At 65.6% G+C, this 25,126-nt stretch carries 20 protein-coding genes, 1 tRNA gene and 2 pseudogenes; 10 read left to right on the forward strand and 13 right to left on the reverse strand.

Translation table 11 applies throughout. From position 1 onward, the window contains the following. The first annotated feature begins 76 nt into the window (after positions 1-76). On the forward strand, positions 77-1,714 hold the full coding sequence (locus tag RHA1_RS32740) for a flavin-containing monooxygenase (RefSeq protein WP_009479916.1): 1,638 nt from the start codon (positions 77-79) through the stop codon (positions 1,712-1,714). Positions 1,715-2,511: 797 nt separating this feature from the next. On the opposite strand, the gene RHA1_RS32745 is transcribed toward RHA1_RS32740, so the two are convergent. From RHA1_RS32745 to RHA1_RS32785, 10 genes and pseudogenes are all read right to left on the reverse strand, one after another. Beyond that, positions 2,512-2,952 carry a DUF1931 family protein gene (locus RHA1_RS32745; RefSeq protein ID WP_016885041.1) on the reverse strand — a complete coding sequence of 147 codons (441 nt, stop codon included), beginning with the start codon at positions 2,950-2,952 and terminating at the stop codon, positions 2,512-2,514. A gap of 13 nt (positions 2,953-2,965) precedes the next feature. After that, positions 2,966-4,690 (reverse strand): FAD-dependent oxidoreductase, encoded by a 1,725-nt coding sequence (locus RHA1_RS44730; RefSeq protein ID WP_050787434.1) that lies wholly within the window; start codon positions 4,688-4,690, stop codon positions 2,966-2,968. Next, entirely contained in the window at positions 4,668-4,934 is a 267-nt protein-coding gene (locus RHA1_RS46575; protein ID WP_011598522.1) for a ubiquitin carboxyl-terminal hydrolase 14, read from the reverse strand. Before RHA1_RS46575 ends, RHA1_RS44730 begins: the two co-directional genes overlap by 23 nt. Further along, complete coding sequence (trxA, locus tag RHA1_RS32755; RefSeq protein WP_007297768.1) at positions 4,931-5,383, reverse strand: thioredoxin; 453 nt, start codon at positions 5,381-5,383, stop codon at positions 4,931-4,933. Before trxA ends, RHA1_RS46575 begins: the two co-directional genes overlap by 4 nt. Before the next feature lie 14 nt (positions 5,384-5,397). Then, a pseudogene (clpB, locus tag RHA1_RS44735) lies at positions 5,398-8,031 on the reverse strand (ATP-dependent chaperone ClpB). Then, on the reverse strand, positions 8,013-8,342 hold the full coding sequence (locus tag RHA1_RS32765; protein WP_009479959.1) for a chaperone modulator CbpM: 330 nt from the start codon (positions 8,340-8,342) through the stop codon (positions 8,013-8,015). Before RHA1_RS32765 ends, clpB begins: the two are co-directional and overlap by 19 nt. Next, on the reverse strand, positions 8,339-9,265 hold the full coding sequence (locus tag RHA1_RS32770) for a DnaJ C-terminal domain-containing protein (RefSeq protein ID WP_011598525.1): 927 nt from the start codon (positions 9,263-9,265) through the stop codon (positions 8,339-8,341). Before RHA1_RS32770 ends, RHA1_RS32765 begins: the two co-directional genes overlap by 4 nt. A 6-nt stretch (positions 9,266-9,271) precedes the next feature. Then, positions 9,272-9,796: a nucleotide exchange factor GrpE gene (locus tag RHA1_RS32775; RefSeq protein ID WP_005571964.1), complete on the reverse strand. Its 525-nt coding sequence runs from the start codon at positions 9,794-9,796 to the stop codon at positions 9,272-9,274. 8 nt (positions 9,797-9,804) lie between these two features. Further along, entirely contained in the window at positions 9,805-11,685 is a 1,881-nt protein-coding gene (gene dnaK, locus RHA1_RS32780) for a molecular chaperone DnaK (RefSeq protein ID WP_009479962.1), read from the reverse strand. Positions 11,686-11,688: 3 nt separating this feature from the next. Continuing rightward, positions 11,689-12,192 carry a YflT domain-containing protein gene (locus tag RHA1_RS32785; protein WP_011598526.1) on the reverse strand — a complete coding sequence of 168 codons (504 nt, stop codon included), beginning with the start codon at positions 12,190-12,192 and terminating at the stop codon, positions 11,689-11,691. Between the two features lie 363 nt (positions 12,193-12,555). On the opposite strand from RHA1_RS32785, the gene RHA1_RS32790 reads away from it, so the two are divergent. From RHA1_RS32790 to RHA1_RS32800, 4 genes are all read left to right on the forward strand, one after another. Beyond that, positions 12,556-13,689, forward strand: a complete 1,134-nt coding sequence (locus RHA1_RS32790; protein ID WP_011598527.1) for an IS701-like element ISRhosp4 family transposase — start codon at positions 12,556-12,558, stop codon at positions 13,687-13,689. Next, positions 13,686-13,847 carry a hypothetical protein gene (locus RHA1_RS50695; RefSeq protein ID WP_005569480.1) on the forward strand — a complete coding sequence of 54 codons (162 nt, stop codon included), beginning with the start codon at positions 13,686-13,688 and terminating at the stop codon, positions 13,845-13,847. The genes RHA1_RS32790 and RHA1_RS50695 overlap by 4 nt, the downstream gene beginning before the upstream one ends. 474 nt (positions 13,848-14,321) lie before the next feature. Beyond that, entirely contained in the window at positions 14,322-15,338 is a 1,017-nt protein-coding gene (locus RHA1_RS32795) for a S1C family serine protease (RefSeq protein WP_011598528.1), read from the forward strand. 218 nt (positions 15,339-15,556) lie between these two features. Further along, positions 15,557-16,654 carry a hypothetical protein gene (locus RHA1_RS32800; protein ID WP_050787435.1) on the forward strand — a complete coding sequence of 366 codons (1,098 nt, stop codon included), beginning with the start codon at positions 15,557-15,559 and terminating at the stop codon, positions 16,652-16,654. Between the two features lie 365 nt (positions 16,655-17,019). Here RHA1_RS32800 and RHA1_RS32805 read toward each other — a convergent pair. Further along, a tRNA-Gly gene (locus RHA1_RS32805) sits at positions 17,020-17,089 on the reverse strand. 419 nt (positions 17,090-17,508) lie between these two features. Here RHA1_RS32805 and RHA1_RS32810 point away from each other — a divergent pair. Next, positions 17,509-17,976: an SRPBCC family protein gene (locus RHA1_RS32810; RefSeq protein WP_011598530.1), complete on the forward strand. Its 468-nt coding sequence runs from the start codon at positions 17,509-17,511 to the stop codon at positions 17,974-17,976. Positions 17,977-18,701: 725 nt separating this feature from the next. Beyond that, positions 18,702-18,848, forward strand: coding sequence for a hypothetical protein (locus tag RHA1_RS50700; RefSeq protein WP_167540962.1), 147 nt, complete (start codon positions 18,702-18,704; stop codon positions 18,846-18,848). Positions 18,849-19,341: 493 nt separating this feature from the next. Here the strand turns inward: RHA1_RS50700 and RHA1_RS52145 are convergent. Then, positions 19,342-19,719 (reverse strand): annotated as a pseudogene (locus RHA1_RS52145) (class I SAM-dependent methyltransferase); the annotation flags it as partial. A 224-nt stretch (positions 19,720-19,943) separates the two neighbouring features. Between RHA1_RS52145 and RHA1_RS32820 the strand changes: the two are divergent. Then, positions 19,944-20,399 (forward strand): SRPBCC family protein, encoded by a 456-nt coding sequence (locus RHA1_RS32820; protein WP_081437495.1) that lies wholly within the window; start codon positions 19,944-19,946, stop codon positions 20,397-20,399. Positions 20,400-20,504: 105 nt separating this feature from the next. Continuing rightward, entirely contained in the window at positions 20,505-21,128 is a 624-nt protein-coding gene (locus RHA1_RS32825; protein WP_011598533.1) for a maleylpyruvate isomerase family mycothiol-dependent enzyme, read from the forward strand. Positions 21,129-21,167: 39 nt separating this feature from the next. On the opposite strand, the gene RHA1_RS32830 is transcribed toward RHA1_RS32825, so the two are convergent. After that, positions 21,168-22,523 carry an MCE family protein gene (locus RHA1_RS32830; RefSeq protein ID WP_011598534.1) on the reverse strand — a complete coding sequence of 452 codons (1,356 nt, stop codon included), beginning with the start codon at positions 22,521-22,523 and terminating at the stop codon, positions 21,168-21,170. 323 nt (positions 22,524-22,846) lie between these two features. Here RHA1_RS32830 and RHA1_RS32835 point away from each other — a divergent pair, with 323 nt between their 5' ends. Next, the gene (locus RHA1_RS32835; protein ID WP_011598535.1) at positions 22,847-25,060 is read left to right on the forward strand and encodes a serine/threonine-protein kinase; all 2,214 of its coding nucleotides are present in this window, start codon (positions 22,847-22,849) and stop codon (positions 25,058-25,060) included. Positions 25,061-25,126 lie beyond the last annotated feature (66 nt).

Below are 25,126 nucleotides of genomic sequence, written 5' to 3' on the forward strand. Positions count from 1 at the left end.
ATACGAACGGGCCGGCTTGGCACACATCGATCTGCTCCTCGGCGCGGGTCCCAGGCATTTCACTCAAGGAGGCAGCATGACCACGGCATCGATCGATACGAGGGAGCTCGACGAGGCGAACGGCGTCTTGGACGTTCTCGTCGTCGGAGGCGGCTTCGCGGGTCTGTATCAACTCGATCAACTTCGTTCACGCGGATTTTCGGTGAAGGTCGTCGAAGCCGGTGACTCGCTTGGGGGCATCTGGTACTGGAATTGCTACCCGGGTGCTCGAACCGACAGCACCGGGCAGATCTATCAGTACTCACGCGAGGACCTGTGGAAGGACTGGAGTTACGATGAGCTCTACCCGTCATGGTCCGGTGTGCGCGACTATTTTGCCTATGTCGACCGCAAGCTCGATCTGTCTCGAGACATCATCTTCAGTACGCGGGTGACGTCTGCGGACTTCGACGGCGAGCGAAACCAATGGACAGTGCGCACCGACACGGGCCGGATGCTGCGTGCCAGGTCTGTAGTGATCTGCACTGGATTCGGCGCCAAGCCGCACATTCCCAGCATCAACGGGCTCAACAGCTTTGCAGGCGAATCTCACCACACCGCATTGTGGCCCCAAGAAGGTCTGGACATGGCCGGCAAACGCGTGGGGATCATCGGCACCGGGTCGAGCGGCGTTCAGGTCACCCAGGAGGCCGCCGCGGACGCCGAACAGATCACCATCTTCCAGCGGACACCCAACCTTGCGCTTCCGATGCGGCAGCAACAGTTGACAGGCCAGCTCAAAGAGAAGCTGAAGGAAAACCTTCCCGAGCGATTTGCCCAGCGCCGGAGGTCGTTTGCCGGGTTCGACATGGACTTCATCCCGAAGAGCGTGTTCGAAGTCTCGGACGAGGAGCGAGCTGACACCTACGAACGGATGTGGGCTACCGGCGGTTTCGAGCTGTGGCTCGCCAATTATCAAGACATCTTGCTCGATGAACGCGCGAACCGCATCATGTACGACTTCTGGCGCGACAAGGTCCGTCAGCGCGTCACCGATCCGGTCAAGGCTGAGAAGCTTGCCCCGATGGATCCGCCCCATCCGTTCGGGACGAAGCGACCCTCGCTGGAGCAGAACTTCTATGATGTGGTGAACCAGGAGAACGTCGACATCGTCGATGTGAACGAGGATCCGATCGAGCGGATTACCCCGGCGGGTGTCCAGACCAAGTCCGGTCTGCACGAGTTCGACATCCTGGTGTTCGCGACAGGTTTCGACGCGAACCGCGGTGGCATCACGTCGATCGACATCCGAGGAACCAATGATCAACTGTTGAGCCACAAGTGGTCCGAGCGGCTCGATACCTTCATGGGACTCACCACTGCGGGATTCCCCAACCTGATGTTCGTGTACGGCCCGCAGAGCCCAGCCGGATTCTGCAACGGGCCCACTTGCGCGGAGGTACAGGGTGAGATCGTTGTCGACTTCCTGACCCACGTTCGCGACGGCGGATACCAGCGGTTCGAGACCAGCGAGGACGCTGAGCAATCATGGACGGCGCACGTGGAGGAAGTCTTCCATATGTCGCTCTTTCCGCGGGCCAAGTCTTGGTATCACGGGGCAAACATTCCCGGTAAACCGAGCCAGATGCTCAACTACTCCGGCGGCCTTCCTTCCTACTTCGACCACTGGGAGGAAAACGTCGCGGCCGGGTACAAGGCCTTCACACTGTCCTGATGACGTGCGCGAACGGCGGACAGGTCGACCTACAGCGGATCGCGCGGAAATCGTCAGGCGCAGGGCCCGGCGGCCCTCACATCCTGCCAACGAGTTCCGATGACGGCGGTCGTCGCGGCATCCGACCTGTTCGCCCTCGACGCGCGCGAGCCGCCGGCCCGACGACCGTCCGGCGGCCGCTCGTCGACACTGGCCCAAACCGGCGCAACTGCTGCTAGAGCTTGTGTCAATGGTGAGTGGCGGGGTATCGCGAAGGCGCCGACCGAGGATGCGATGAAGCCTCGCCGCAGGAGAACATCCTGCAGAGCCGGGTAGGCGTCCCGTGGAGTGGTGGGGCTTGGGGCCGAGCGGCGCGGCTCCGACGTAGAGTCTGACCTGTCCGAGCTACTCGACGCATTCCGTATCGCATTTCGCACGAAACCTGTTGGCGCACGTCCACAAGTCGCACGCCAACATGGTCGCCGCCGTGTTCCACACGTTCTTCGCCCAGCCCGATCCCGCCACCGCGCCTCCACGTGGGACGAGGCCCGATACCCCTTTGGCAGTTCCGGCACGCCAAGAATTCGGCCCGGTTCACGGTGTTCGACCACCACGCCCCCGAAAGGACCCCTCAACGGTGACCGAAGCGTCCCGAACGAGCAAGGGCAGACAGCGCGGCGGCCGCTGATGCCCGATCATCTATGGAAATCTCCACCGCGATCACCCGGTGTGGTGGGCGACAACCGGTAATACGTGACTCCGGACGAATTTCTCGCGTCCCGGCACCCTCTGGTTTGCCGGGACGTAGGGTCCCGGGGTCAGAGCAGTAGGTGGAAGATGTCGAAGGCGACATTCCATTCGGCGGTCCCGGGGTTCTTGCGGTCCGGCTCGACCGTGACGAAGGTATGCGCCAGCGCCACGCTCAAGCCTCCGGCGATCAGCGGCAGTCGCTGCTCGGTCTCCTCGGAGAGGGCCACGTCCAAGGGCGGCCGGGCCGTCAGTTGATCGAGCAGAGGCTGTAGTTCGATCTCCTCGTCCAGTTTCTCGAACCGGTGGATGCTCTCCTGCAGCCCCTTGGTGATCGGCAGGTCCCACGGTTCGATCACGTCCCGCAGGTTTGCCTTGGCCGAGGCTTTGCCGATGAGGATCACGTCGTAGATCTTGTCGTCGATGAAATCCGTATAGCGCTTGAGGTCGTTTCGGTCGACCTGCAGTCCAGCCGCTGCCCGGAAGAACCGCTGGAATTTCACGGTGCCCATCACTGGCATGTCGTCAGCTCCTTTCGAAGTATTCATGGATTTGGCGTACCGCCATCGCTCCTTCACCGACCGCGGATGCGACTCGTTTCACCGAGCCGCGGCGGACGTCGCCCGCCGCGAATAGGCCGGGCCGGCTGGTTTCGAGCGTCCTGGACAGCCCGGCGCTGATCGGCCGGTTGCCGTCTCCTCGGGCGTGGACCGCGTCCATGCCCGTGAGGACGAAGCCGTGGTCGTCGAGTGCGATCGCGTCGGCCAGCCACCCGGTGTGCGGCGTCGCCCCGATGAAGACGAACAGGGCGTGCACCCGGATCGTGTCCTGGTCGCCCGTGCGATTGTCCTCGACCACGATTTCGTCGAGGTATTTCTCGCCGTGGACCATACGAATCTCGGTGTTCCGGTGCACGGTAACGCGCGGGTGGTGCTCGATCTGGTCGACCAGGTATCGGGACATGCTCTTTCCGAGGTCATCGCCGCGGATGAGCAGGTGGACGTGGGAGACATGGCCGGCGAGGAAGACGGTGGCCTGGCCGGCGGAGTTTCCGCCGCCGACGATGGCCACCGGATCGGTGCCGCACATCCGCGCTTCCTGATAGGTCGCGGCGTAGTACACGCTCGTTCCCTCCAGTGCCTCGATTCCCGGGACTGCCAACTTGCGGTATCGCGCCCCGGTGGCGAGCACGACGGCCCGGCCGCGGACCGCGCCGCCGTCCGCCAGCCGGAGCACATGGTTCCCGGCCTCGGATCCCAAACCGGTCACCTCCGCCGACACCAGGATGCGGGCGCCGAACTTTCCGGCCTGGATCACGGCCCGCTCGGCCAATTCGGAGCCGGAGATCCCTGCCGGGAAGCCCAGGTAGTTCTCGATCCGGGAGGAGGTACTGGCTTGGCCGCCCGCGGCGATCGACTCCAGTGTCACCGTGTTCAACCCGTCCGAGGCACCGTACACGGACGCGGCCAGACCGGCCGGTCCGGCACCCACGACCACGAGGTTGCACACGTCCTGGGCTGCGTCCGCGACCGAGTCCGGGACCGGAAGCCCGACGATGCGGGCGAGTTCCGCATTCGTCGGATTGCGCAGCACCTTGTCGCCGTGCCAGATCACGACGGGAGTGTCCTCGGGGGCGACGTCCAGGCTGCGCAGCAGCTGCTCCGCCCGTTCGTCCCGCTCCAGATCGATCCACCGGTGGGGCAACCGGTTTCGGATGGCGAACTCGCGAAGCCGCAGCGTATCCGGGGAATAGCAGGAGCCGATGATCCGGAACCCCGAGCCGAGCCCGATCAGCAGGTGCCGGCGCACCAGGTAGGCGCGCAGGATCAGATCGCTGAGCACGGGATCGTGGGCAACCAGCCCGCGCACCCGCTCGGCGGGGAGGACGAGCATCTCGCCATCCTCGATCGCTTCGGCGGTGAAGAACGCCACCTGGCCTTCCAGCAGTCCGAGCTCGCCCAGGAAGCGGCCGGGACCGTGCACGCGCAGTATCCGGCGTTCGCCGTCCCCGTCGCCCTCGTCGAGGACCGCGACCTTGCCGGAAAGGATGACGAAGAAGTCGTTGCTGGGCGCGCCCTCTCGGATCAGCACCTCGCCGGCGCGAACCGATCGACGCGTGCCACCGACCTCGAGCGTCGCGACCTGGTCGTCCGTCAGCCGCGGGAAAGCACCTTCCTCGTCCGGAGTCTCGTCGACCGGCTGATTGACGCCGACGGGTGTGGCGTCCTCAGACGAAGTTCTGGTCGACATAACACCACCGCCAATCTTCACCTGGCTCCATCGACTGGACGATCGGATGGCCGATGGCGTGAGCGTGCGCGCTCGCGTGCTTGCCCGGCGAAGAGTCGCAGCAACCGACGTGTCCGCACGTCAGGCACAGCCTCAGATGCACCCACGGGGTGCCGAGGCGAAGACATTCCTCGCAACCCTGCGGGGTCCGGGGCACCACGGCCCGGATCGCGGCCACGTGTGGGTCCGCATGGACATAAGTCATGACTTCGCTTCCTTGCCTGCATTTTCCGAGAGCGCCTGATCGAGCCACGTGCGCAGCTGGGGTACCGGAGCTGCGCCCGCCTGACGAGCGAGGACCTCACCCCGGTCCATCACCAGCAGAGTTGGTACGGCGCGGACGGTGAACCGTTCGGCCGTCTGGGGAGCAGCATCCACGTCGACCTTGACCAGCTTGATCTGACCTGCGCGTTCTCTGGCGAGCTGCTCGAGCGCCGGGCTGACCATGCGGCACGGGCCGCACCAGGTCGCCCAGAGATCGACCAGCACAGGCACCGAGGACTTGTCGGCGACCTCCGCGAAGTCGTCGTCCCCTGCCGCGGCGATCCACGGCAGCGGCTCGTGGCAGTTCCCGCAGCGGGGTTTTCCGTCCCCGGCCGCCGGCACCTTGTTGACCTTGCCGCAGTGCGGACACTTCACCTTGTCGGATCCCATGACGACACCTCTCCTCAGGCCGCCGCGACGGCGGGTTCCGCATACGCGACGGCGAGCTCGCCGCCGTCCACCGTGACACTGATGGTGCCACCCGGTTCGATTTCGCCCCGCAACAGCGCACGACCGATCTTGGTCTCTACCTCGTGGGCGATGTACCGTCGCAGCGGCCGCGCACCGTAGACCGGGTCGAAACCGTGTTCGGCGATGAGCCGGCGTGCTTCCGGCGTGATATCCAGGTGTATCTGGCGCTCCGACAACCTGTTCCGAAGATCGGTGAGCTACAGCTCGACGATGTGCTCGATCTGGGGCAGCGTGAGCGGGGTGAACAACACGATGTCGTCGACCCGGTTGAGGAACTCGGGACGGAAGTGCCCGCGCAGTTCCGCCAGCACCCAGTCCCGGGCGTCCGGCTTGATCTCGCCGTCGGCTGTGACTCCCTCGAGGAGATGCTGGGATCCGATGTTGGAGGTCATGATGATCACGGTGTTCCGGAAATCGACTTGCCGGCCTTGAGAATCGGTGATCCGGCCGTCATCGAGCACCTGTAGCAGGGTGTTGAAGACGTCGGCGTGGGCCTTCTCGATCTCGTCGAAGAGCACCACGGAATACGGCTTGCGGCGCACCGCCTCGGTGAGCTGGCCACCCTCGTCGTACCCGACGTACCCGGGGGGCGCACCGATGAGCCTGCTCACCGTGTGCCGCTCCTGGTACTCGCTCATGTCCAGGCGCACCATGTTGTCTTCGCTGTCGAAGAGGGCACTGGCCAGCGTCTTTGCGAGCTCGGTCTTTCCCACGCCCGTCGGGCCCAGGAAGATGAACGAACCGATCGGCCGGCGCGGATCACGGATACCGGACCTCGCCCGGATCACCGCGTCTGCGACCAGTTGCACCGCCTCGTCCTGACCGACGACCCTCTCGTGCAGAATCTCGTCGAGCTTCAACAGCTTCTCCCGCTCGCCTTCCTGCAGCCGGGCGACCGGGATACCCGTCCATGCGGCCACGATCTCTGCGATCTCGTCTTCGGTGACCACTTCACGCAGCAACGGGTTCCGGCCCTGCCTGGTGGCCAGCTGTTCCTCCGCCGCCTCGAGCCTGCGTTCCAGCGCGGTGATCTCGCCGTATCGCAACTCTGCGGCCCGATTGAGGTCGTAGTTGCGCTCCGCCTCCTCGGCCTCGTGGCGCAATCGTTCCAGCTCTCCCCGCAGCTCCTGCACCCGCCTGATCGCCTGCCGCTCCGCCTCCCACTGAGCGTGCCGGGCGTCGGCCTCGGCCCGCAGGTCGGCCAGCTCCTTACGCAGCTCTTCGAGGCGCGCCTTGCTGGCCGCGTCCGTTTCCTTGGACAGCGCGGCCTCTTCGATCTCCAGCCGGGTCACCTTCCGGGTGAGCTCGTCGAGTTCGGCGGGCATCGAATCGATTTCGGTGCGTAGCCGGGCGCACGCCTCGTCTACCAGATCGATCGCCTTGTCCGGAAGGAAGCGGTCGGTGATGTACCGGTGCGAGAGGGTCACGGCGGCCACCAGTGCGCCGTCTTGAATCTTCACGCCGTGAAACACCTCGAGGCGTTCTCGAAGTCCGCGCAGGATCGAGATCGCATCCTCGGCGCTGGGCTCGTCGACGAGAACGGTCTGGAAGCGTCGCTCCAGTGCTGCGTCGGATTCGATGTGCTTGCGATACTCGTCGAGAGTGGTGGCACCGATCATGTGCAGTTCGCCGCGAGCGAGCATCGGCTTGAGCATGTTGCCGGCGTCGAGAGACCCTTCGCCGCCGACTGATCCCGCACCGACCACTGTATGTAACTCGTCGACGAACAACAGGATCCGCCCCTCGGCCGCCTTCACCTCGGACAGCACCGCCTGCAGTCGCTCCTCGAACTCGCCGCGGTACTTCGCACCGGCCACCAGGGAACCCATGTCGAGCGAAAAGATCGTCTTGTCGCGCAGGCCCTCGGGCACGTCGCCGCGGACGATCCGCTGGGCGAGGCCCTCGACGATCGCGGTCTTCCCGACGCCGGGGTCGCCGATCAGCACCGGATTGTTCTTCGTCTTCCGGCTCAGGATCTGCGTTACCCTGCGGATCTCGGTATCCCGGCCGATGACCGGATCGAGTTTGCCTGCCCGCCCTTCGGAGACGAGGTCGCGCCCGTACTTCTCCAGCGCCTCGTACGCCCCTTCCGGGGTGGCCGAGGTGACGCGCTGATTGCCGCGCACTTTCGTCAGCGCCGTGAGGAAGGCGTCTCGTGTGACCCCATGACTGGCGAGGACCCGCCCGGCCGCACTGGCCGACCCCTCCTCGGAGAGGGCCATCACGAGATGCTCCACCGACACGTAGGAATCCTTGAGTCGCTTCGCCTCCCGTTCCGCGGCGTCGAGCAGCTTGGCCAGGCGCTGGGTAATCGTCACCTGACCGGGCGTCGCGCCGGGGCCGCTGACCTTCGGCCTACGCGACAGTTCACGTTCCAGATCGGATCGCAGGGCATCGACGTTCGCGCCGGCCTGCTCGAGCAGTCGGGGTACCAACCCTTCCTGCTGATCGACCAACGCGAGCAGCAGGTGCTCTCCGTCGACCTCGGTGTGACCCATTCTGGTCGCTACGTTCTGGGCTTCCTGCAGGGCTTCTCGTGACTTCTCAGTCAGGCTGCCGGTGTCCATGGGGGTGTCCTCCTTCTGCGGGAAGCTGCTTCGAGTTTCTCGATTCGATCCAGCAGATCGAGCACGAGCCCGATTGCCGAGTAGTTCAGGCCCAGACCGGTCCGCAGCCGTTGGATGCGGGCGGCGTGGGCCACTTCGGATGGTTCGAACGACATCTCGCCGCCGGTGTCGCGGTGGGCGTCGAGCAGGCCGAGAGCCACAAGCTTGCGTGCCAGGTCCGGGTGCAGCCCGGTACGTTCGGCGAAGGCATCTGGTGACAGTCCGGTACGGCGAACCAATACGTAGTGGGTGACCGGGGTCGGAGTGCTCATGTCTCTTTCCTCGGATCGAAGTTCGATTCGGCGGCCAACTGCTCGAACAGCTCGCGTTCGCGTGCTGTCGGTTTCGACGGCACCATCACCTTGATTTCGGCGTAGAGGTTGCCGTTGGCGCCACGCGAATTGGGCATTCCTTCTCCGCGCAGGCGCAGCTTCCTTCCCGTCGACGAGCCCGGAGCCACTTTGACTTTCGCCTCGCCACCCGGGGTGGGAACGACGACGGTCGACCCGAGGACCGCCTCCCATGGCGATACGGGCAGGTCGACGTAGATGTCCCGGCCCTGTACCCGGAACCGGGAATGCGGCTTGATCCGCACCACGAGGTACAGATCCCCGGGCGGCGCGTCACCGTTGCCCCGGCCGCCTTGCCCGGCCAGCCGGATTCGCTGGCCGTCCAGGACACCGGCCGGAATGTCGACGTCGTACTGCCGTCCGTCCAGTCTGAGAGTGCGTTTGCCGCCCCGATACGCCTCTTCCAGGGTCAGTTCCAGTTCCGCTTCCTGATCGGCGCCGGGAATCGGCCCGTACCCGCCACCGCCGCCGAACATCTGCCCGAAGAGGTCCTCGAAGTCGACGCCGCCTTCGCCACCGACACCGTGACCGAAGTGCACCCTTCTGCCCCCGCCCCCACCGCCGTACCCGCCGCCGCCGTATCCACCGGCGCTTGCCCGGACCCGTTCGTCGTAGTCCTCGGGCACACGCCGGAAGTCGGCACCGAATCGGTCGTAGCGTTTCCGGGTGTCCGGGTCGGACAACACCTGGTAGGCCTCGTTGGCCTCCTTGAACTTGTCCTCCGCAGTGGGGTCCTTGTTCACATCGGGGTGGTACTTGCGGGCCAGCTTGCGGTAGGCCTGCTGGATTTCGTCGGCGGCGGCGCCCCGCGGGACCCCGAGCGCTTCGTAGTAGTCACGCGCCATCGGTGCTCACCCCTCGGGGCGGCTGACGACCACCGCGGCGGGACGCAGCTGCCGCCCGTCCTCCCCGTAGCCCGGGCGCAAGACCTCGATCACGGTCCCGGAGGGAAGGTCGGGTTGGGCCACCACACTGACCACTTCGTGGAGCTCCGGGGAGAACGGCACACCGACCTCGTCGTGACGCTCGAAGCCGAACCGCGACAGCACCTGCACCGCCTGATCCCGGATCGCCTTCACACCCTCGACGACGGTCTGAGGATCGCTGCCCGCATGCGCCAGCGCAAGCTCTAAATTGTCCAGAACCGGCAGCCATGCCGCGGAAACCTTCGCCACCTCCGCGGCGCGTTCACGGTCCAGATCCTTGGCATACCGCTTGCGCAGGTTGTCCAGATCTGCGAGGGCCCTGCGCCAGCGGTCCTCGAGTTGAGCCAACTCGGCCCCCGTGTCGGTGCGATCAGGCGCCGTCTCGGTCTGATCCCTGTCGGTACCGTCGGTAGCCGGCTCGGTCGTCGAATGATCTGCAGACCTTTCCATCGTGTGCCTCAGCTTCGATCGAATTCGGCGTCGATCACGTCGTCGTCATCCGACGACGCAGCCTCTGCGCCTCCAGCCTGATGTCCGTCGCCGCCGTCCTGGACCGGCGTTAGCCCGTAGAGCAGCTGCTGCAGCTCCGAGGTGAGTGGCTCTACCTCCGCGGGTGAAGCACCGTCTTTCACGGCCTTCCTGGCGTCGGCGATCAGCATCTCGGCCCGCGCCTTGTCGTGCGGTGGCGCACTGTCACCGAGTTCGGCGAGTCGCCGTTCCACTTGATATGCAACCGAATCGAGCGCGTTGCGTGCGTCGACCGCTTTGCGCAGCTCCTCGTCCTCACCCCGGTTCCGTTCGGCCTCTGCCAGCATGCGCTCGACCTCACTGGTGTCCAGGTTGCCCTGCTCACTGATCGTGATGCTCTGCTCCTTGCCGGTGTCCTTGTCGCGGGCGGTGACGTTGAGGATGCCGTTGGCGTCGATATCGAAAGTGACTTCGACTTGGGCCTCGCCACGCGGCGCGGGGCGGATGTCTTCCAGCCGGAACCGGCCGAGCACCCGGTTGTCGGCGGCTCGTTCGCGTTCGCCCTGCAGCACCACGACGTCGACGGCGGACTGATTGTCCTCCGCCGTGGAGAACACTTCGCTGCGCCGGGCCGGGATCGTCGTGTTGCGCTCGATGATCTTGGTCATCACCCCGCCCTGCGTCTCGACGCCGAGGGACAGCGGGGTGACATCGAGCAACAGCACATCGGAGACCTCGCCCTTGAGCACGCCCGCCTGGACTGCGGCACCGAGCGCCACGACCTCGTCCGGGTTGACGCCCATGTGGGGGTCCTTACCGCCGGTGAGCCGGCGAACCAGCGCCTGCACCGCCGGAATACGTGTCGAACCACCGACCAGGATCACCTCGTCGATGTCGTTGGCGGTGACCTTGGCGTCACTCATCGCCTGCTTCACCGGGTCGAGGCAGCGTTCCACCAGATCCGCCGTCAGATCCTCGAACTTCGACCGCATGATCGTGGTGGTGAGGTGCTTGGGACCGTTCGCGTCAGCGGTGACGAAGGGCAAGTTGACCTGGGCCTGTGTCACCGAGGACAACTCGACCTTGGCTTTCTCCGCGGCCTCGAAGAGGCGCTGCAACGCCTGCGCATCCTTGCGCAGATCGATATTCTCCGCACGCTGGAATTCGTCGGCGAGGTAGTCCACCAGGCGTCGGTCGAAGTCGTCGCCGCCGAGGTGGGAGTCGCCGGCCGTGGAACGAACCTCGACTACTCCCTCGCCGACGTCGAGCAGGCTCACATCGAAGGTGCCGCCACCGAGGTCGAAGACCAGTACGGTTTCGTGGGTCTGCTTGTCCATGCCGTACGCCAGTGCCGCAGCGGTCGGCTCGTTGATGATCCGCAAAACCTCGAGGCCTGCGATCCGGCCGGCGTCCTTGGTGGCGTTGCGCTGCGCGTCGTTGAAGTAGGCCGGAACGGTGATGACCGCTTCCTTGACCTTTTCACCGAGGAACTTGCTCGCGTCGTCGACGAGCTTGCGCAGCACGAGGGCACTGATCTCCTCCGGCGCGTACTTCTTTCCCCGCACGTCGAATCGGGCCTCACCGTTGTCACCCGGCACGACGTCGAAGCTGACCGCTTTGGCCTCCTCGGAGATCTCGTCGTAATGGCGTCCGATGAAGCGTTTCGCCGAGTAGATCGTGCCCTTCGGATTCAAGATCGCCTGCCGTCGGGCAAGCTGACCCACTAGGCGTTCACCGCTCTCGGTGAACGCCACCACCGACGGCGTCGTCCGCGCTCCCTCGACATTGGAGATCACCACCGGCTCGCCGCCTTGCCAGCTTGCGATAACCGAGTTGGTGGTGCCTAGGTCTATTCCCACAGCGGTCGCCATGACTCATTCCTTTCGATCGGTTCGGCCGGTGAGCAAGCGGACGGCTTCGTCCGCAACCTCGACATCGGCGAGGACTTCGTAGTGACGTGGTTGTAATGACTGGATCGAGGTGAAGTCGCGCCGGCCGCCCTGCAGCGCATACATGAGCAGGCCGAGCAGAGCGCCGACAACAGCACCGAACACCAACCCGTAGAAGGCGAGCGCGAGGCCCGTGAGCAGCGGCTGGACCCAATCGAGTAACCCGAAGATCCAGCCGAACAGCGCACCCGTCAGCGCGCCCGCGGCGGCGCCGCGCAGAGCGGCCCAGCCGTAGTTCAAGCGGCCGACGATCTGCTCGACCAGCTCGATATCGCGACCGACGATGGCCAGTTTGTCTACCGTGAAATGCTGGTCGGAGAGATAGTCGACGGCGCTTTCAGCGTCGGCGTAGTTGTCGAACGTTGCTACCACCTGGCGGGCAGGTCGGTTCGGACGGACCGCGGAGGTCCCGCCACTGGACTCTGACATCACGCCCCCTAGGCGTTAATGACTCGGGATTCGCCGAGCCCTCGCGTACCAGTTCGGCGTTCGGTCGATCAGTCAATCGTTTGAGCTCACGGAGGCCCAACCGCCTGAGAGTTCCTCATCCGCCTCTGGGCGTCACCAAGATTCGCATCATGGGCGTCCACACAACGGGGACAGTGGCGTCCACACCCCACCCAGGGCATAAATTTCCGCCGGAACCCGCTCGAGGCGGCCGGTACTACGGGCATCAGCCACTACTCGGGGAATCCATGAGTACAACTCCCGATAGCAAATTTTCGCAGCCGAAGGAAGTGAGTGACTAGTACTGCAACGGCACTTGCTTGACAGGTAGACGATACTGGTTGTGTGGTCCTCGATCTGGTTGCTGCCGAGTTGGAAGCGTTGCATGAGCGGATCTCCGGTCGGTTCGCCCGGTCGGAGCCGCGGTCCCGGGTCCGTGAATATGTGACGGGTTTGGTTGCGGGTCTGGAACGCAAGAACGGGTGGACCCTCGCCGAGCGGGCCGGCGAAATGAGCCCGGACGGGATGCAACGGCTGCTGCGGCGGGCGGACTGGGACGTCGACGGGGTCCGCGACGACGTCCGTGACTACGTGGTCGAACGCCTCGGCGATCCGGCCGGTGTGTTGATCGTCGATGACACCGGATTCTTGAAGAAGGGCACCCGCTCGGCCGGGGTGCAACGCCAGTACTCGGGCACCGCCGGGCGGGTGGAAAATTGTCAGATCGGGGTGTTCCTCGCCTACGCGAGCACGGCCGGGCACGCGCTCATCGACCGGGAGCTGTACCTGCCCGAGTCGTGGACCTCCGACCGGGACCGGTGCCGCGCCGCCGGGATCGGTGACGAGGTGGAGTTCGCGACCAAACCGAGACTGGCGCAACACATGATCGAACGCGCCCGGGGCGCCCGGGTCCCGTTCTCCTGGGTCACCGCCGACGAGGCCTACGGGCAGGTGAAGTACCTGCGGGTCTGGCTCGAGGAACGCGATGTTTCGTATGTGTTGGCTACCCGGTGCAACGACGATGTGTTCACCCCGCACGGCCGCTCCGGCCGCGCCGACGAGATGATCGCCGCGGTCCCGGCGAAGCAGTGGCGCCGGATCTCCGTCGGCGACGGCGCACACGGGCCGCGCGAATACTCCTGGGTGCGGATCCCGATCCGGATCGCCTGGGCACCCGGGCGAGGGCACTGGCTGCTCGCCCGCCGATCCCTCACCGATCCGACCGAGATCGCGTACTACATCTGCGCCGGACCCCGCCGCACCACGCTCACCGAACTCGCCACCATCGCCGGCTCCCGGTGGCGGGTCGAGGAATGCTTCCAACAGGCCAAGAACGAGGCCGGCCTCGACCAGTACCAGGTACGCACCTACCGGGCCTGGTACGCCCACATCACCTTGTCGATGCTCGCCCTCGCCTGGCTCGCCGGAACGAAAACCGAAGCGGTAAAGGGGGAATCGGGATCGAAGATCAGGGCATGATCGCGTACACGCTACCCGAGATCCGCCGCCTGCTCGTGCAACTGATCCTGCGACACGCCCACCCGGACGAGCACATCTGGTCCTGGTCGAACTGGCGACGGCGCCGACAACACCAGGCCCGCACCTCCCACTACCGACGTCGCGGACACCTCCCATAAGTGCCGTTGCAGTACTAGGGCCCGGCAAGCCGAAAGCAGGAAGCCGATTCCACCCTGACAGTACAGTCGCGGGAGCACTGGGAATAACAGCTGCTTCATCCTCACGTAGAGGATCAGGCCCCCGACGGTGGACTCTAATTACTTGGCGCAGAATCGAACAGCGGCGAAATCCACTTCTCAGCTGTTGGATCAGCCCATTCGGTGGAGTCGCTGAACTCTGATTTCTTTGTACGGCAACCGAATCGGGCCTAAACGGGGGAGCTGGTTTGAAGGTGAAAGTAGTACAACAATATACGACTCGTCGCCGTAGTAGTTGAGAAACGCCACTGTAATCGTCGATGTAGATTTCAATTGGGTATGTGAGGCGGGTCGGGAGTCGCCGACCACGGGAGCAGGCAGGGGTATGTTGATCGGGTGGGCCCGCTCGCGGCAGGTGTATGTAGGAGACCGATTCCTCACGGAGGGCGGTCGCTGATGCGCGTGCCGTCGACCGTACGTTCCTCGATCTGGGCGCCGCTGGTCGCGATCGTGGTCCTCCTCCTCGCGGGATGCGGCGCCTCGGCTCCCACCACCTCGACGCCCTCAGCGGGGCCTGCCGTAGACCTGCCGGCACTGGTCCGGCAGGTGGAGGCCTCGGTCGTGACAGTGCTCACCGGGTCCGGCGTGGGCAGCGGCATCGTCTACAAGACTGACGGCACCATCGTCACCAACGCCCACGTGGTCGAGGGTGCCCGGGAGGTGAGTGTGGCATTCGCGGACGGGCAACAGGTGTCCGCGAACGTGCGGGCCGTCGATCGCGTGACCGACGTCGCGGTCCTTCAAGCGGACCGCACGGATCTGACTGCGGCGACGTTCGAGACAGCGCTGCCGGAGGTCGGTGCGCTCGCCGTAGTCGTGGGCAGTCCACTGGGGTTCGAGGCCACAGTCACCTCGGGCATCATCTCAGGATTGCACCGTCAGATCCCCGGGTCGGCCTCCACCGGGGCCCCGCTGGTGGACCTGATTCAGACCGACGCCGCGATCTCGCCGGGTAACTCCGGGGGTGCGCTGATCGACGGACAAGGGCGGGTCGTGGGGATGAGTCAGGCCTACATTCCTCCGTCGGAGGGTGCGGTGGCTCTGGGCTTCGCCATCCCCGCGGCGAATGTCGTCGATGTCGCGGACCAGCTGCTGGCCTCGGGAACCGCCCAGCATGCGTACGTCGGCATTCAACCCGGCACGTTGACCCCGCAGATCGCCGAACAACTGGCAGTCGACCGCACCAACGGTGTCGTCGTCCTCGAGGTCGTCCCGCTCGGTCCGGCTGCGACCGCGGGTATCCGGCCCGGCGATGTCATCACCGCGGTCAACGGCCACGACACCGAGTCGGCAGAGGACTTCATCGCGGCGCTCCGTGCCGTCGACCCGGGCGATCGAGTCGAACTGACCGTGCTCCGCGGCGGCGAGACCCAGCAGATCTCGGTTACCGTGACAGACCGCCCCGCCAGCTGAACGACGATTCCAAGAGCGACCGAAACGCGCGTGGACGGAATCGGTGCTGCGGCCCTGCACGTTGCGTTGGCTAGCCGATTGTAGTCGTGTCGACGGTGCATCCTCGGCCGCTCATGGTGTCTACGGGACAGAGGCGGCGGAGATCCGCGGCGGCGCTGTGGTGGACTCGCACGCACTGGCTGGAGTTTGGGGGCAGACCGAGCGGGTACGCGAAGGCGGTGGAGGCGAATGAGCACCTGCGGGGAGGGCAATCCGGTGCCGCGGGTGAGCAGGTCTCGGTGCTGTTCATCGCGGATCCGGGCACGCCTGCGGCTCTCGCGGAACGCGTCGCGGAGCACCTGCCGCAACGCATGCGAAGCCGTGACCGCCTCGAGCGCTGGTGGACGACGTGCGTGCGCAGCAAGCCCTACCTCTCAGACGAGCAAGCGGATTTCGCAGACGTGATCGACGCGGTCGATCCGTCCTCCGAAGGCGAGGACATCGTCGTGTACCTCACCGACCTACCGCGCCGCGAAGGCACCCTGCCGGTGGTGGCCGACGTCAGCGCCGACCACCTCTTCGCGCTCATCTCCGTCGCCGCGGTGGGCGGCGTCCACATCGAGCGCCGCATCCGCACCGTCACCGAACTCGCGATCGCCCACATCCTCGGGGAACCGGAACTCATGCCCCCCGGCGCGGCGCGACGGTTCCCGTGTGTGCAGATCGAGGACGGCATCCGGTACTTCGCGCCCTCGGGACTGCGGCGACTGCGACTGCTGTCGGGGATGGTGCGGGCGAACCGGCCGTGGCGGCTGGTCACCGGACTGTCGAAGGTGCTCGTCGGCGCGTTCGCCACGGGTGCGATCGCACTGGCCACCGACACGATCTGGTTGTTCGCCGACACGATGGGCCCATGGCGTATGAGTGCGGCGACGATCCTGTCGATCGTGGCGATGATTCTCTGGCTGATCCTCGATCACGAACTGTGGGAGCGGCCGAAGTCGCCGGAGGAGCGCGATCGATCTGTGTTGTACAACACCGCGACCGTCGCCACCTTGGTCATCGGTGTGATCGTCCTCCACGTGGCCCTGTTCTGCCTGCTCCTGTTCACCGCGTGTCTCGCTCTTCCCCCGGAACTGCTGTCCCGCATTCTCGGGCGCGGGGTGAACTTCTCCGACTACCTCACGCTCACCTGGCTGCTGGCGTCCATCGCCACCATCGGTGGGGCGCTCGGGTCAGGTCTCGAGGACGACGCCGCCGTCAAGGAGGCGGCGTACGGGGTCCGGCAGCGCCAGCGCATTGAGGAGACGCGGAGGCGGTCGAACGAGGCGGGATGATCGACGAGGTGTGCAATGACTGTCTGCCGAGCGTCCATCAGGATACGGGCGACCGGGCGCGCTCACCCTGCTTTCGTGCGACGGTCGAAGGATCCTTTTCCGGTGGCGATGTGTGTGACCATTGGGGAGCATGAGTACTCGTGGCGTGGTCCGGTAATGGAACGGCCACGACCTCCTCGGCGAGGGTCGACTCGCCGGAAACCCCGGGCGGTTGCTGGGTGACTGGCCCACGGTTGCCGGTCTTGTGCCGATGAGGACGGAAGAGGCTGTGACGGCGCCCGGGGGGCGTGCGAACGGACGGGCAGCAGTAACAGCGCATCCGGAGGTCGCGAAGTTGATCTTGTTGGAGCGCTGGGGAGGGAGGGAGCCGACGCGGGAATCGAACCCGCGTATTCAGCTGGGGAAGCTGATGTTCTGCCAATGAACTACATCGGCGCGCACGATATTGGGCGCCCGTAGGCAGGCCCAACACCCTGCGATGGAAGCATTTGTCGCCCACTGACGCGCAAGGATCGCGAAGAGGATCCAGCGGATCAACGCCCGCACCGCGGGACGCCAACTCGCCCGCAGCATTGTTACCGGGTTGCCGAATCCTGCTGTCACGCCGCCGAAACGCCGCTTTGAGGAGTGCGCGGACAGCGGGAGAGAGGCACCGGCGGCGACTAGCGGTACGCGCACCTCGCGGTGCGCAACGGCTGTCCGACACGGCAGGGACGCTCATCAAGAGGAGGACACTCGTCGAAATCGCCTGTGTCTACCGGTGGTTGGCCGATGAGCCCGCCGCCAGTACCCCGAAACACATCCATCCGCGTCGGCACTGATTGGGACGGGGCGGCGCTAGTTAGAATCGGGCGATGGACAGGACCGACCGCGCCAGCCGGACGATCGCGGCACCACCGGCGACTGTGTACGGCGCTCTCCTCGACCGGGAGTCCCTCGAGGCTTGGTTGCCGCCGGACGGCATGCGCGGACGGGTCGAGCGGTGGGATCCCCGGCCTGGTGGCGGGTTCCGGATGGTCCTGACCTACCTCGACCCCGCCGACGGCCCCGGAAAGACGTCAGATGCGACGGATGTCGTCAATGTCGGATTCGCCGACCTGTTGCCACCGGAATGCGTGGTGCAGCGGGCGGTGTTCGAAGCCGACGACCCCTCGTACGCGGGCACCATGACGATGACCTGGCACCTCGCCGCCGCCGGTGACGGAACCGAGGTGACCGTCACCGCCACGGACGTGCCACCCGGCATAGACCAAGCGGCACACGAGGCCGGGATCGCCTCCTCGCTGGCAAACCTGGCGTCGTACGTCGAAGGGTCCGGCTGACTCGAGTCGGCTGCGACCTGCTTGCCGCCGATCCGGCGCCGCGCCCATGGTGCCGGGTGCCGTGCCAGTCCAGAGTTTGCACTCACGACTTGGGGTGCACGTGATGCACGGCGCATCACGCTGGGCTTGTTTGCACACGATCGTTGTGCGGGCTCGGGTGCCCGCATGGTGGACTCCCGCCCGTGGGTGCACGTCCTGCTGCGATCAATCGAGGATCGTGTCGCTTTGGCCGGGCTTGGCACAGGCATGGCGGATCTGTGCGAGTGCGGATTCCCGCTGTTCGTGGACGGTGTGCCGGGAGCGGGACGCCGGCGATGGGACCGGGGATATGTGAGCAGCTTGCCGCTACTGTCGTGAACGTCTGACTCGGTTCGGGTGTCATCGCGCCTCGGTCTCGCAGATTCACTGGGGGTGACGGGTGGTCAGGATGCGTGACTTTATTTCCGGGATGGTGGTGCAGACCATGCTGAAGGCGGCTTCCCGGACCATTCTCTCGGTGGGTTCGCCGCGTTGGACGGATAGGCTTCCTGCGGCGGGGGCGATGTAGTTGCCCGCGGTGACGGCGAATTGGCGGGCGCGGGCGTCGTAGATGTCTCCGTCGCCGGTGGCCGCGTTGTGAGGGCCCTCGCGGATGGTGGTGTGTGTTTCCCACAGTTGTAGAATCGCCCGGTCCGCGATGCTGAGTCCGCCTTGACGTGCCGTTCGGACGTGGATGGCTGCGGTGTGTGACTGACATGTTCATGCTCGGTGCGGTGTTGGCCGGCGGTGCAGGGGTTCTGGGGTTGGCGGTCGCACTGTTCGGGGGAGCGGAGCCACGGTGCCTGTGCGCGTTCGACGGCGACACCGAAGCCCGCGACGCTCCCCGGCCGTGATCGAGAGTCGGTCGGGTCTCGACCTGCGTTTGCGGGATCGAGCCGGAGCGGTGCGGATTCGGAGGAATCGCCCGGTTGCGGCGGCGGGCAATGTGCAGGACTGTACCGAAGTGCCGCCGGATGCGGCGTTCGGGCCGCTCGGCAACTCGACGACGAATCTCGCTGTACAGCTGTTCCCGTTGCCATTTCGCCCTGGCGATGTGGCCGGAGAAGGTGTCGAGAAGGTCGAGGTAGCCGTCCACGTCGTAGCTGACTTCCCAGTCGAAGTGACGCACCACGACGCTGTCGAAGAGCCCGCTCTGCTCGATTTCGGCCTGATGATCGGCCAGCTCACCCGGGCGCGCCCACGTCGCGGTATCCGGGAGACCTTCGCCGATCTCCTCGTAGACGGGCTGGATCTCTCGAAAGATCGGGTCCCCACCTTCCGGGAACACGTGTTGTGCACTCCACAACGCAGATGCCCTCCGGGGCGAATGAGACTGGCCGCCTTGATGTATCGCGTTGCGGGGTCGATCCAGTGCCAGGAGGTTGCCGCGAATACGAGGTCGTAGGTCATGCCTGGCGCCGGCTCCCAGTGCTCGAAATCGGCGCAGACCACCTCGGCGTTGGGGAACGGCGCCACATTCGCACGCGCGATCGCTGCCAATTCATGCCCGAGTTCGACCGACGTGATGGTGAAGCCCCGCCGCGCGAGTTCGACGGTGGCCTTGCCCGAGCCTCCTCCGATCTCCAGTAGCGAGTCACCTGGGCGCAGTCCGCTCGTGAGGACGAGTTCGTCATAGAGCGCCGACGGATAGCTGGGCCGAGCGGGGTGGTACTTCTCGGCGGCCAACTCGAATGTGTTTCGAAGCGTACGGCGATCCGATGTCATGGTTCGATCATCTCTGCTCCTCGGCGGATCGATCCAGCACCGGTTTCGCCGGCGTTTCGTGGGCTTGTCTACTCCGCTACCAGCGTTTTGATGCGCTAACCATCAGTGACAGCGACCCCGCGCAGAGGGGAAAATCAAACAGACCGGTCTCCAGTCTTCTGGCCCTACATCGCCTGAGGGGCGTGACGAGGCAGGTCGACTCCGATCCAGCCATCACCAGAAGGATGATCACCATGCCGGTTGTCGAGCAGTCCGTCGTCATCGCCCGTCCTGCGTCGGAAGTGTGGAGTTTTGTCACCGTCGCGGAGAACTGGCCGTCGTGGGAGGCGTCCACCGTTGAATGCGAGCAGCTCACCGACGGGGAACTCGGGGTGGGCACCCGGTGGCGCGGGGTAACCCGCATTCTGGGTAGGCGCCTCGACTGGGTGACCGAATTCGTCGAGTACGAGCCGTTGGAGGTGGCCACGTCCAAGTCGGTGGAGAGCAAGGTCGGCTTCACCGCGACGACGAGGCTCGAGGAAGTCGACGGCGGCACCCTGTTCACCTATCGGACCGACAGCGAAAGTGGCCTCGGAGGAATCTTCGGTAAGCTGGCTGACCCGATAGTCGCGAAGGCGTACTCACGGACGGTGCGGGCGAGCCTGGACAACCTCGCAGACCTGCTCACCATCGACGGCTGACCATGTGGGTCGGCTCTCATTCGGTCGTTCCCCGAGCAGCGATGAGATTCCGTGTCGCGACGAGTCTTACCGTGCATACGATGTGGCCGACCGAAGGAGCGAGCTGTGGAAGATGGCTGGTCGATGGTGCACGCGGAGCGTGTGGCGCTGGTCGACGACCGCGGGAGTCTCGACGCGGCGCGGTGGGACGAGCCGTCGCTCGGCGGCGAGTGGACGGTGCACGACGTGGTCGCCCACCTGGTCGACACGGCTCGGACGACGCGCCTCGGTTTCATGGTCGGTCTCGCCCGGGCGCGGTTCGACTTCGACCGCCAGAATGCCCGCGGTGTCGAACGCGAGCGCGGTGCCTCACCGCAGGAGACGTTGGCTCGGCTTCGTCGGGTGGCGTCGCGGACGTCGACGCCTCCGGCCCCCCTCGACAGCCGGCTCGTCGAGGAGATCGTCCACGGTGAGGACATCCGTCGGCCCTTGGGACTCACCCGCTCCTACCCGGCGGAGGCCGTCGACAGATCGCTCCGCCTGCAGACGCGCACCCCGGCGTCCTTCGGCGGTGCCAGAGAACTCGTGGCCCGCGTCCGGCTGACCGCAGCGGACACCGAGGTGTCGATCGGAGAGGGCCCCGAGGTGAGCGGCACCGCCCTGTCGCTTCTCCTGGCCGTCTCCGGTCGGAGGGTGGCGCTGGACGACCTCGACGGACCGGGAGTCGAGGTCCCCGCGGCGGCGATCTGACGAACCGCGGTCCGGGGCCCGGGCGACGGTCGCGGGTCGTCATCTGAAGGACACGTCGGTTCCCCTCATGGTCGGGGCGCCCACGAGTGTCGTCCAGCTCGGCACGTTTTCCGGCGCCATGCCCCCGGCCTCGCCGTAGACGACGTCCAGCGTGTCCTGCTCCATCTTCGAACCCGCGTAACTTGCGGGCATGATCTGGGATCCGTACCCCGGGACCTGTTCGGGGACGCCGGCGGGCGCCGGGAAGTATTCGATGGTCGACGGGCCGGGATTTCGCGACGGAACCTGGTACGAGCCGTCGTTGAACGATCCGCCCGGGTACTGCGGGAAGTTCCCGCCCGGTGCGGTGACGTTGTCGTAGCAAGCCGGTCCGCGGTCGTCGAGCAGGCGCGGCTCGTCCTGGTTGGGCAGGTAGCGACCTTTCGGGTTGATGAACTGAACAGAACCACGACCGCCGGGATAGGGATCGTCCAGGGCGAGCAGTTCTCGGGCTATCGGTTCGGCCTTCACGAAGTCCGCCAGAGTGCAACCGAAGCTCGGCGAGTAGCGGCCGAGGAGCTGCAGCGCCTCACGCGAATCGGCGGCGATGCTGACGATCGATTCGGCGTTGGTCTGCAGGAGATCCGCGGTGGACGAACTCGTTCCGGTCAGCGACGCCAGCAACGTGGAGATCTCGCCCTGCTTCTCCACCACGGTGTTTCCGGTGGTACGCAGGTTGTCGAGGGCGTCGACCAGGTCGGGTGCCGCCTCGGAATACGTCTGCGAGAAGTCCGCCAGACCGCGCAGATCCTCCTGGATGGCAGGAAGTTCGGTGTTCAGCCCGCCGAAGATCTCCTCGAGACGGTCGAGTGTCAGGCCGAGTTCGGCGCCGCGGCCGCTCAGTCCCTGGGACAGCGCGCCGAGCGTGTTCGCCAGGTCCTGCGGCGGAATCGCCTGCAGCAGCGGCAGCAGACCGTCCAGAACCTGACCGACCTCGACGGCGCTGCCACTCTTGTCCTGACGCAGCGTGTCGCCGGCCTGGATCGGCGGAGCAGTGTCGCCCTCGGGAACGATCAGCGACACATACCGCTCACCGAACAGCGTCTTGGGCAGCAACCGCGCCCTCGCGTCGGACGGAATCAGCGGCGCCTTGTCCGGCTGGATCGCGAGAGCCAGGGTGACCTCGTCCTCCTGGGAGGACGCGGAGCGCACCTCGCCGACGATGAGGCCTCGGACCTTCACGTCTGCATCTGGAGGCAGGGCATTTCCGGCGGTATCGGTGACGAGGTCGACCTTGACGACCCTGGTGAACCGCTTGTCGAACATCCCGACGGAGAGTGCCAGGTACAACGCGAGGACGAGGAAGAACACCAGCCCCAGCACCCGTCGACCCACGACAGATGTCGTGTTGCTCATACGACCACCCTCACGATCACCGCCGGTGGTTGCCGCTGAGACCGTGTCAGCGGCGCCGACCTCCCGATCTATCGTGCCTCGCGAAGGGTGCGTCTCGTGCTGCATCGCGCAGGTACCGGCAAATACTCGACGATTCCCGGATTCGGCTGGGCAGTCCCTACCGCCGAGGCCGATCCCCGCTTTTGCCGCCCATGCGCTCGTAGCGGAGCGATACCCTTGATCGGGGGATTCGGCGGAAGGACACAATGTGGGTCGACAACGACACAAGGCCGCACCGGGCGTAGTCGCCGTGTGATCGCACGGGGCCGCACTCCGAGTTACCGATGTACGAGCGGACCGATCTGGTCGAATCAGCCGAACGAACCCGCACAGCGCTTGCCACCGTCGTGGCACGGTTTTCCGAGGCTTGGGGGTCCGGGTCCCCGCCTGACCTGTCCGCGTTCCTACCCCGCGAACCGGCGGAGCGGCGTTCGATACTGATCGAACTGATCAAGATCGACCTCGAATACCGCTGGGTTCGTCACTGCTTCCCCAAACGACTGACCGAATACCGTGCGGAGTTCGCGGAGTTGCAGGAGGGTCCGCTTCCTGCCGACCTGGTCTACGAGGAATTCCACGCCCTGCGCCGAAGTGCGCACGGAGTCGATACGGCAACCATGGCCGCCGAGGCGGCGACCATGGCGGGTGGCCCCGACCTCGACGAGCTCACGAGTGACTACTGCAGCACGATGATTGCCCGTCCATTGGCGCAAGTTGTTCTGGGCAACATCGATGTCGGCGACCGTGTCGACGATTTCGACCTTCTGATGAGGATCGGGTCCGGCGCCTTCGCCCAGGTATATCTGGCTCGGCAACAATCGATGCAACGCCTGGTCGCGGTCAAGATTTCCCATAACCACGGCATCGAGCCGCAGACACTCGCCCAACTGGACCACGAATACATCGTGCGGATCTTCGACCAGCGACTGATCGCCGACGGCGAACTGAAGCTGCTCTACATGCAGTACCTACCGGGGGGAACGCTGCTCGACGTGGTGCACCTACTGCGCTCGACGCCTCCGGAACACCGCAGTGGTCAACTACTGCTCGATGCCGTCGACGGGGTCCTTGCCGCCAAGGGTGAGGTTCGGCCCAGCGAATCCGCCGTTCGCGCACGGGCCTCCGCACTGACGTGGCCGGAGACTGTGGCTTGGCTGGGCTGCCGACTCGCGGACGCGCTTCAGCACGCATCCGAGCGGGGAGTGTTGCATCGAGACATCAAACCCGCGAACGTGCTGCTGAGCGCCGAGGGAATTCCGAAGTTGGCCGATTTCAACGTCAGCGCCAGCAATCGCATCAAGGGCACGAGTCCGCTGGCCTACTTCGGCGGGTCGCTGGCGTACATGTCGCCCGAACAGCTCGAAGCCTGCCATCCGGGCTCGCCGGCGACCGCCGCCGACCTCGACACGCGAAGCGACATCTTCGCGCTCGCTGTCATGCTGTGGGAGTTGCTCACGGGACGCCGTCCCTTCGCGGACGAAACCTCCGCCGGCGAGTCGGAGACGTCGCTGGCCCGCATGCTCGAGCTGCGGCGCAGCCCCGTCGAGGCGAAATTCCTGTCGGAGCTTCCGCCGGATTGCCCGATGGCGTTGCGCCGCGTGCTTCTGAAGTGCCTGTCGCCCGACCGCGACGATCGCTACCCGTCCGGTTCGGAACTGGCCCAGCAGCTCGACCTGTGCCTCGAGGAGCGGTCCCGCGACCTGGTCTATCCGCCCCCGAACAGCTGGCGGGCGCGACTGTCCCGATCGCCCACCCCCATTCTGTGGTCGTCCTCGCTGGTCGGCATCGGCCTGGCCACCATCTACCTCGCCGTGCACCTCCAGGAACTGCTCAACGAGCGCCTGTCCGATGCCACGTACGCGAAGCTCTACACGAGCACGATCGTTTTCAACCTCTGTGCCTGGCCGCTGGCGGTTCTCATCTACGCCTATATGTCGCGTGATCTGCTCGCGGTTCCTCGCGGCTTACGCAAGGGCAGACGCTACGACGAGGCCGTCCTCGCGCGGGTGCGGTCGCGAACACTGGTCTGGGGCGATATGTGTGCCCTGAACACGTTCGTGTTTGCGGTCTGCGCATCCGTGGCGGGGGTGATGTTCCTTCGCTGGTTCACGGACCTTCCGGCCCGGCTGATGGTCCATGCGGCGACGACTGTTCTGGTGGCGGGCACCATCTCCGTTGCGTACACGTTCTTTCTGTCGACGTTCTACGTCGTTCGCTGCGTCTATCCCATCTATCTGCGCCACGGCCTCACGACTGCGCACGACACCGTCGTTCTTCGCGGGCTGCGCCGAAGAACGACGGTCTACCTGGCGGTGACGGCGTCCGTGCCACTGGTCGGGGTGCTGGCCGGATTCAGCACCCTCGAACCCGCGGAGCTTCCTCTCGTGCGCGACTCGGTCCTGGGGTTGTGCGCGGCCTCCGGGCTCGCATTCGTCGCCGTGTATTGGTTGTACCGGAAACTCGATGCCGACGTGCGCGCGCTGGAGCGAGTGGTCTAGCGCAACCGTTCGATCCCGATGTGCGACAGGCCGTCACACGCCACGCACTGTAGGTCTGACCGTGCA

This window comes from Rhodococcus jostii RHA1 (genome assembly GCF_000014565.1).
In the GTDB taxonomy this organism is placed as follows: Bacteria; Actinomycetota; Actinomycetes; order Mycobacteriales; family Mycobacteriaceae; genus Rhodococcus_F; species Rhodococcus_F jostii_A.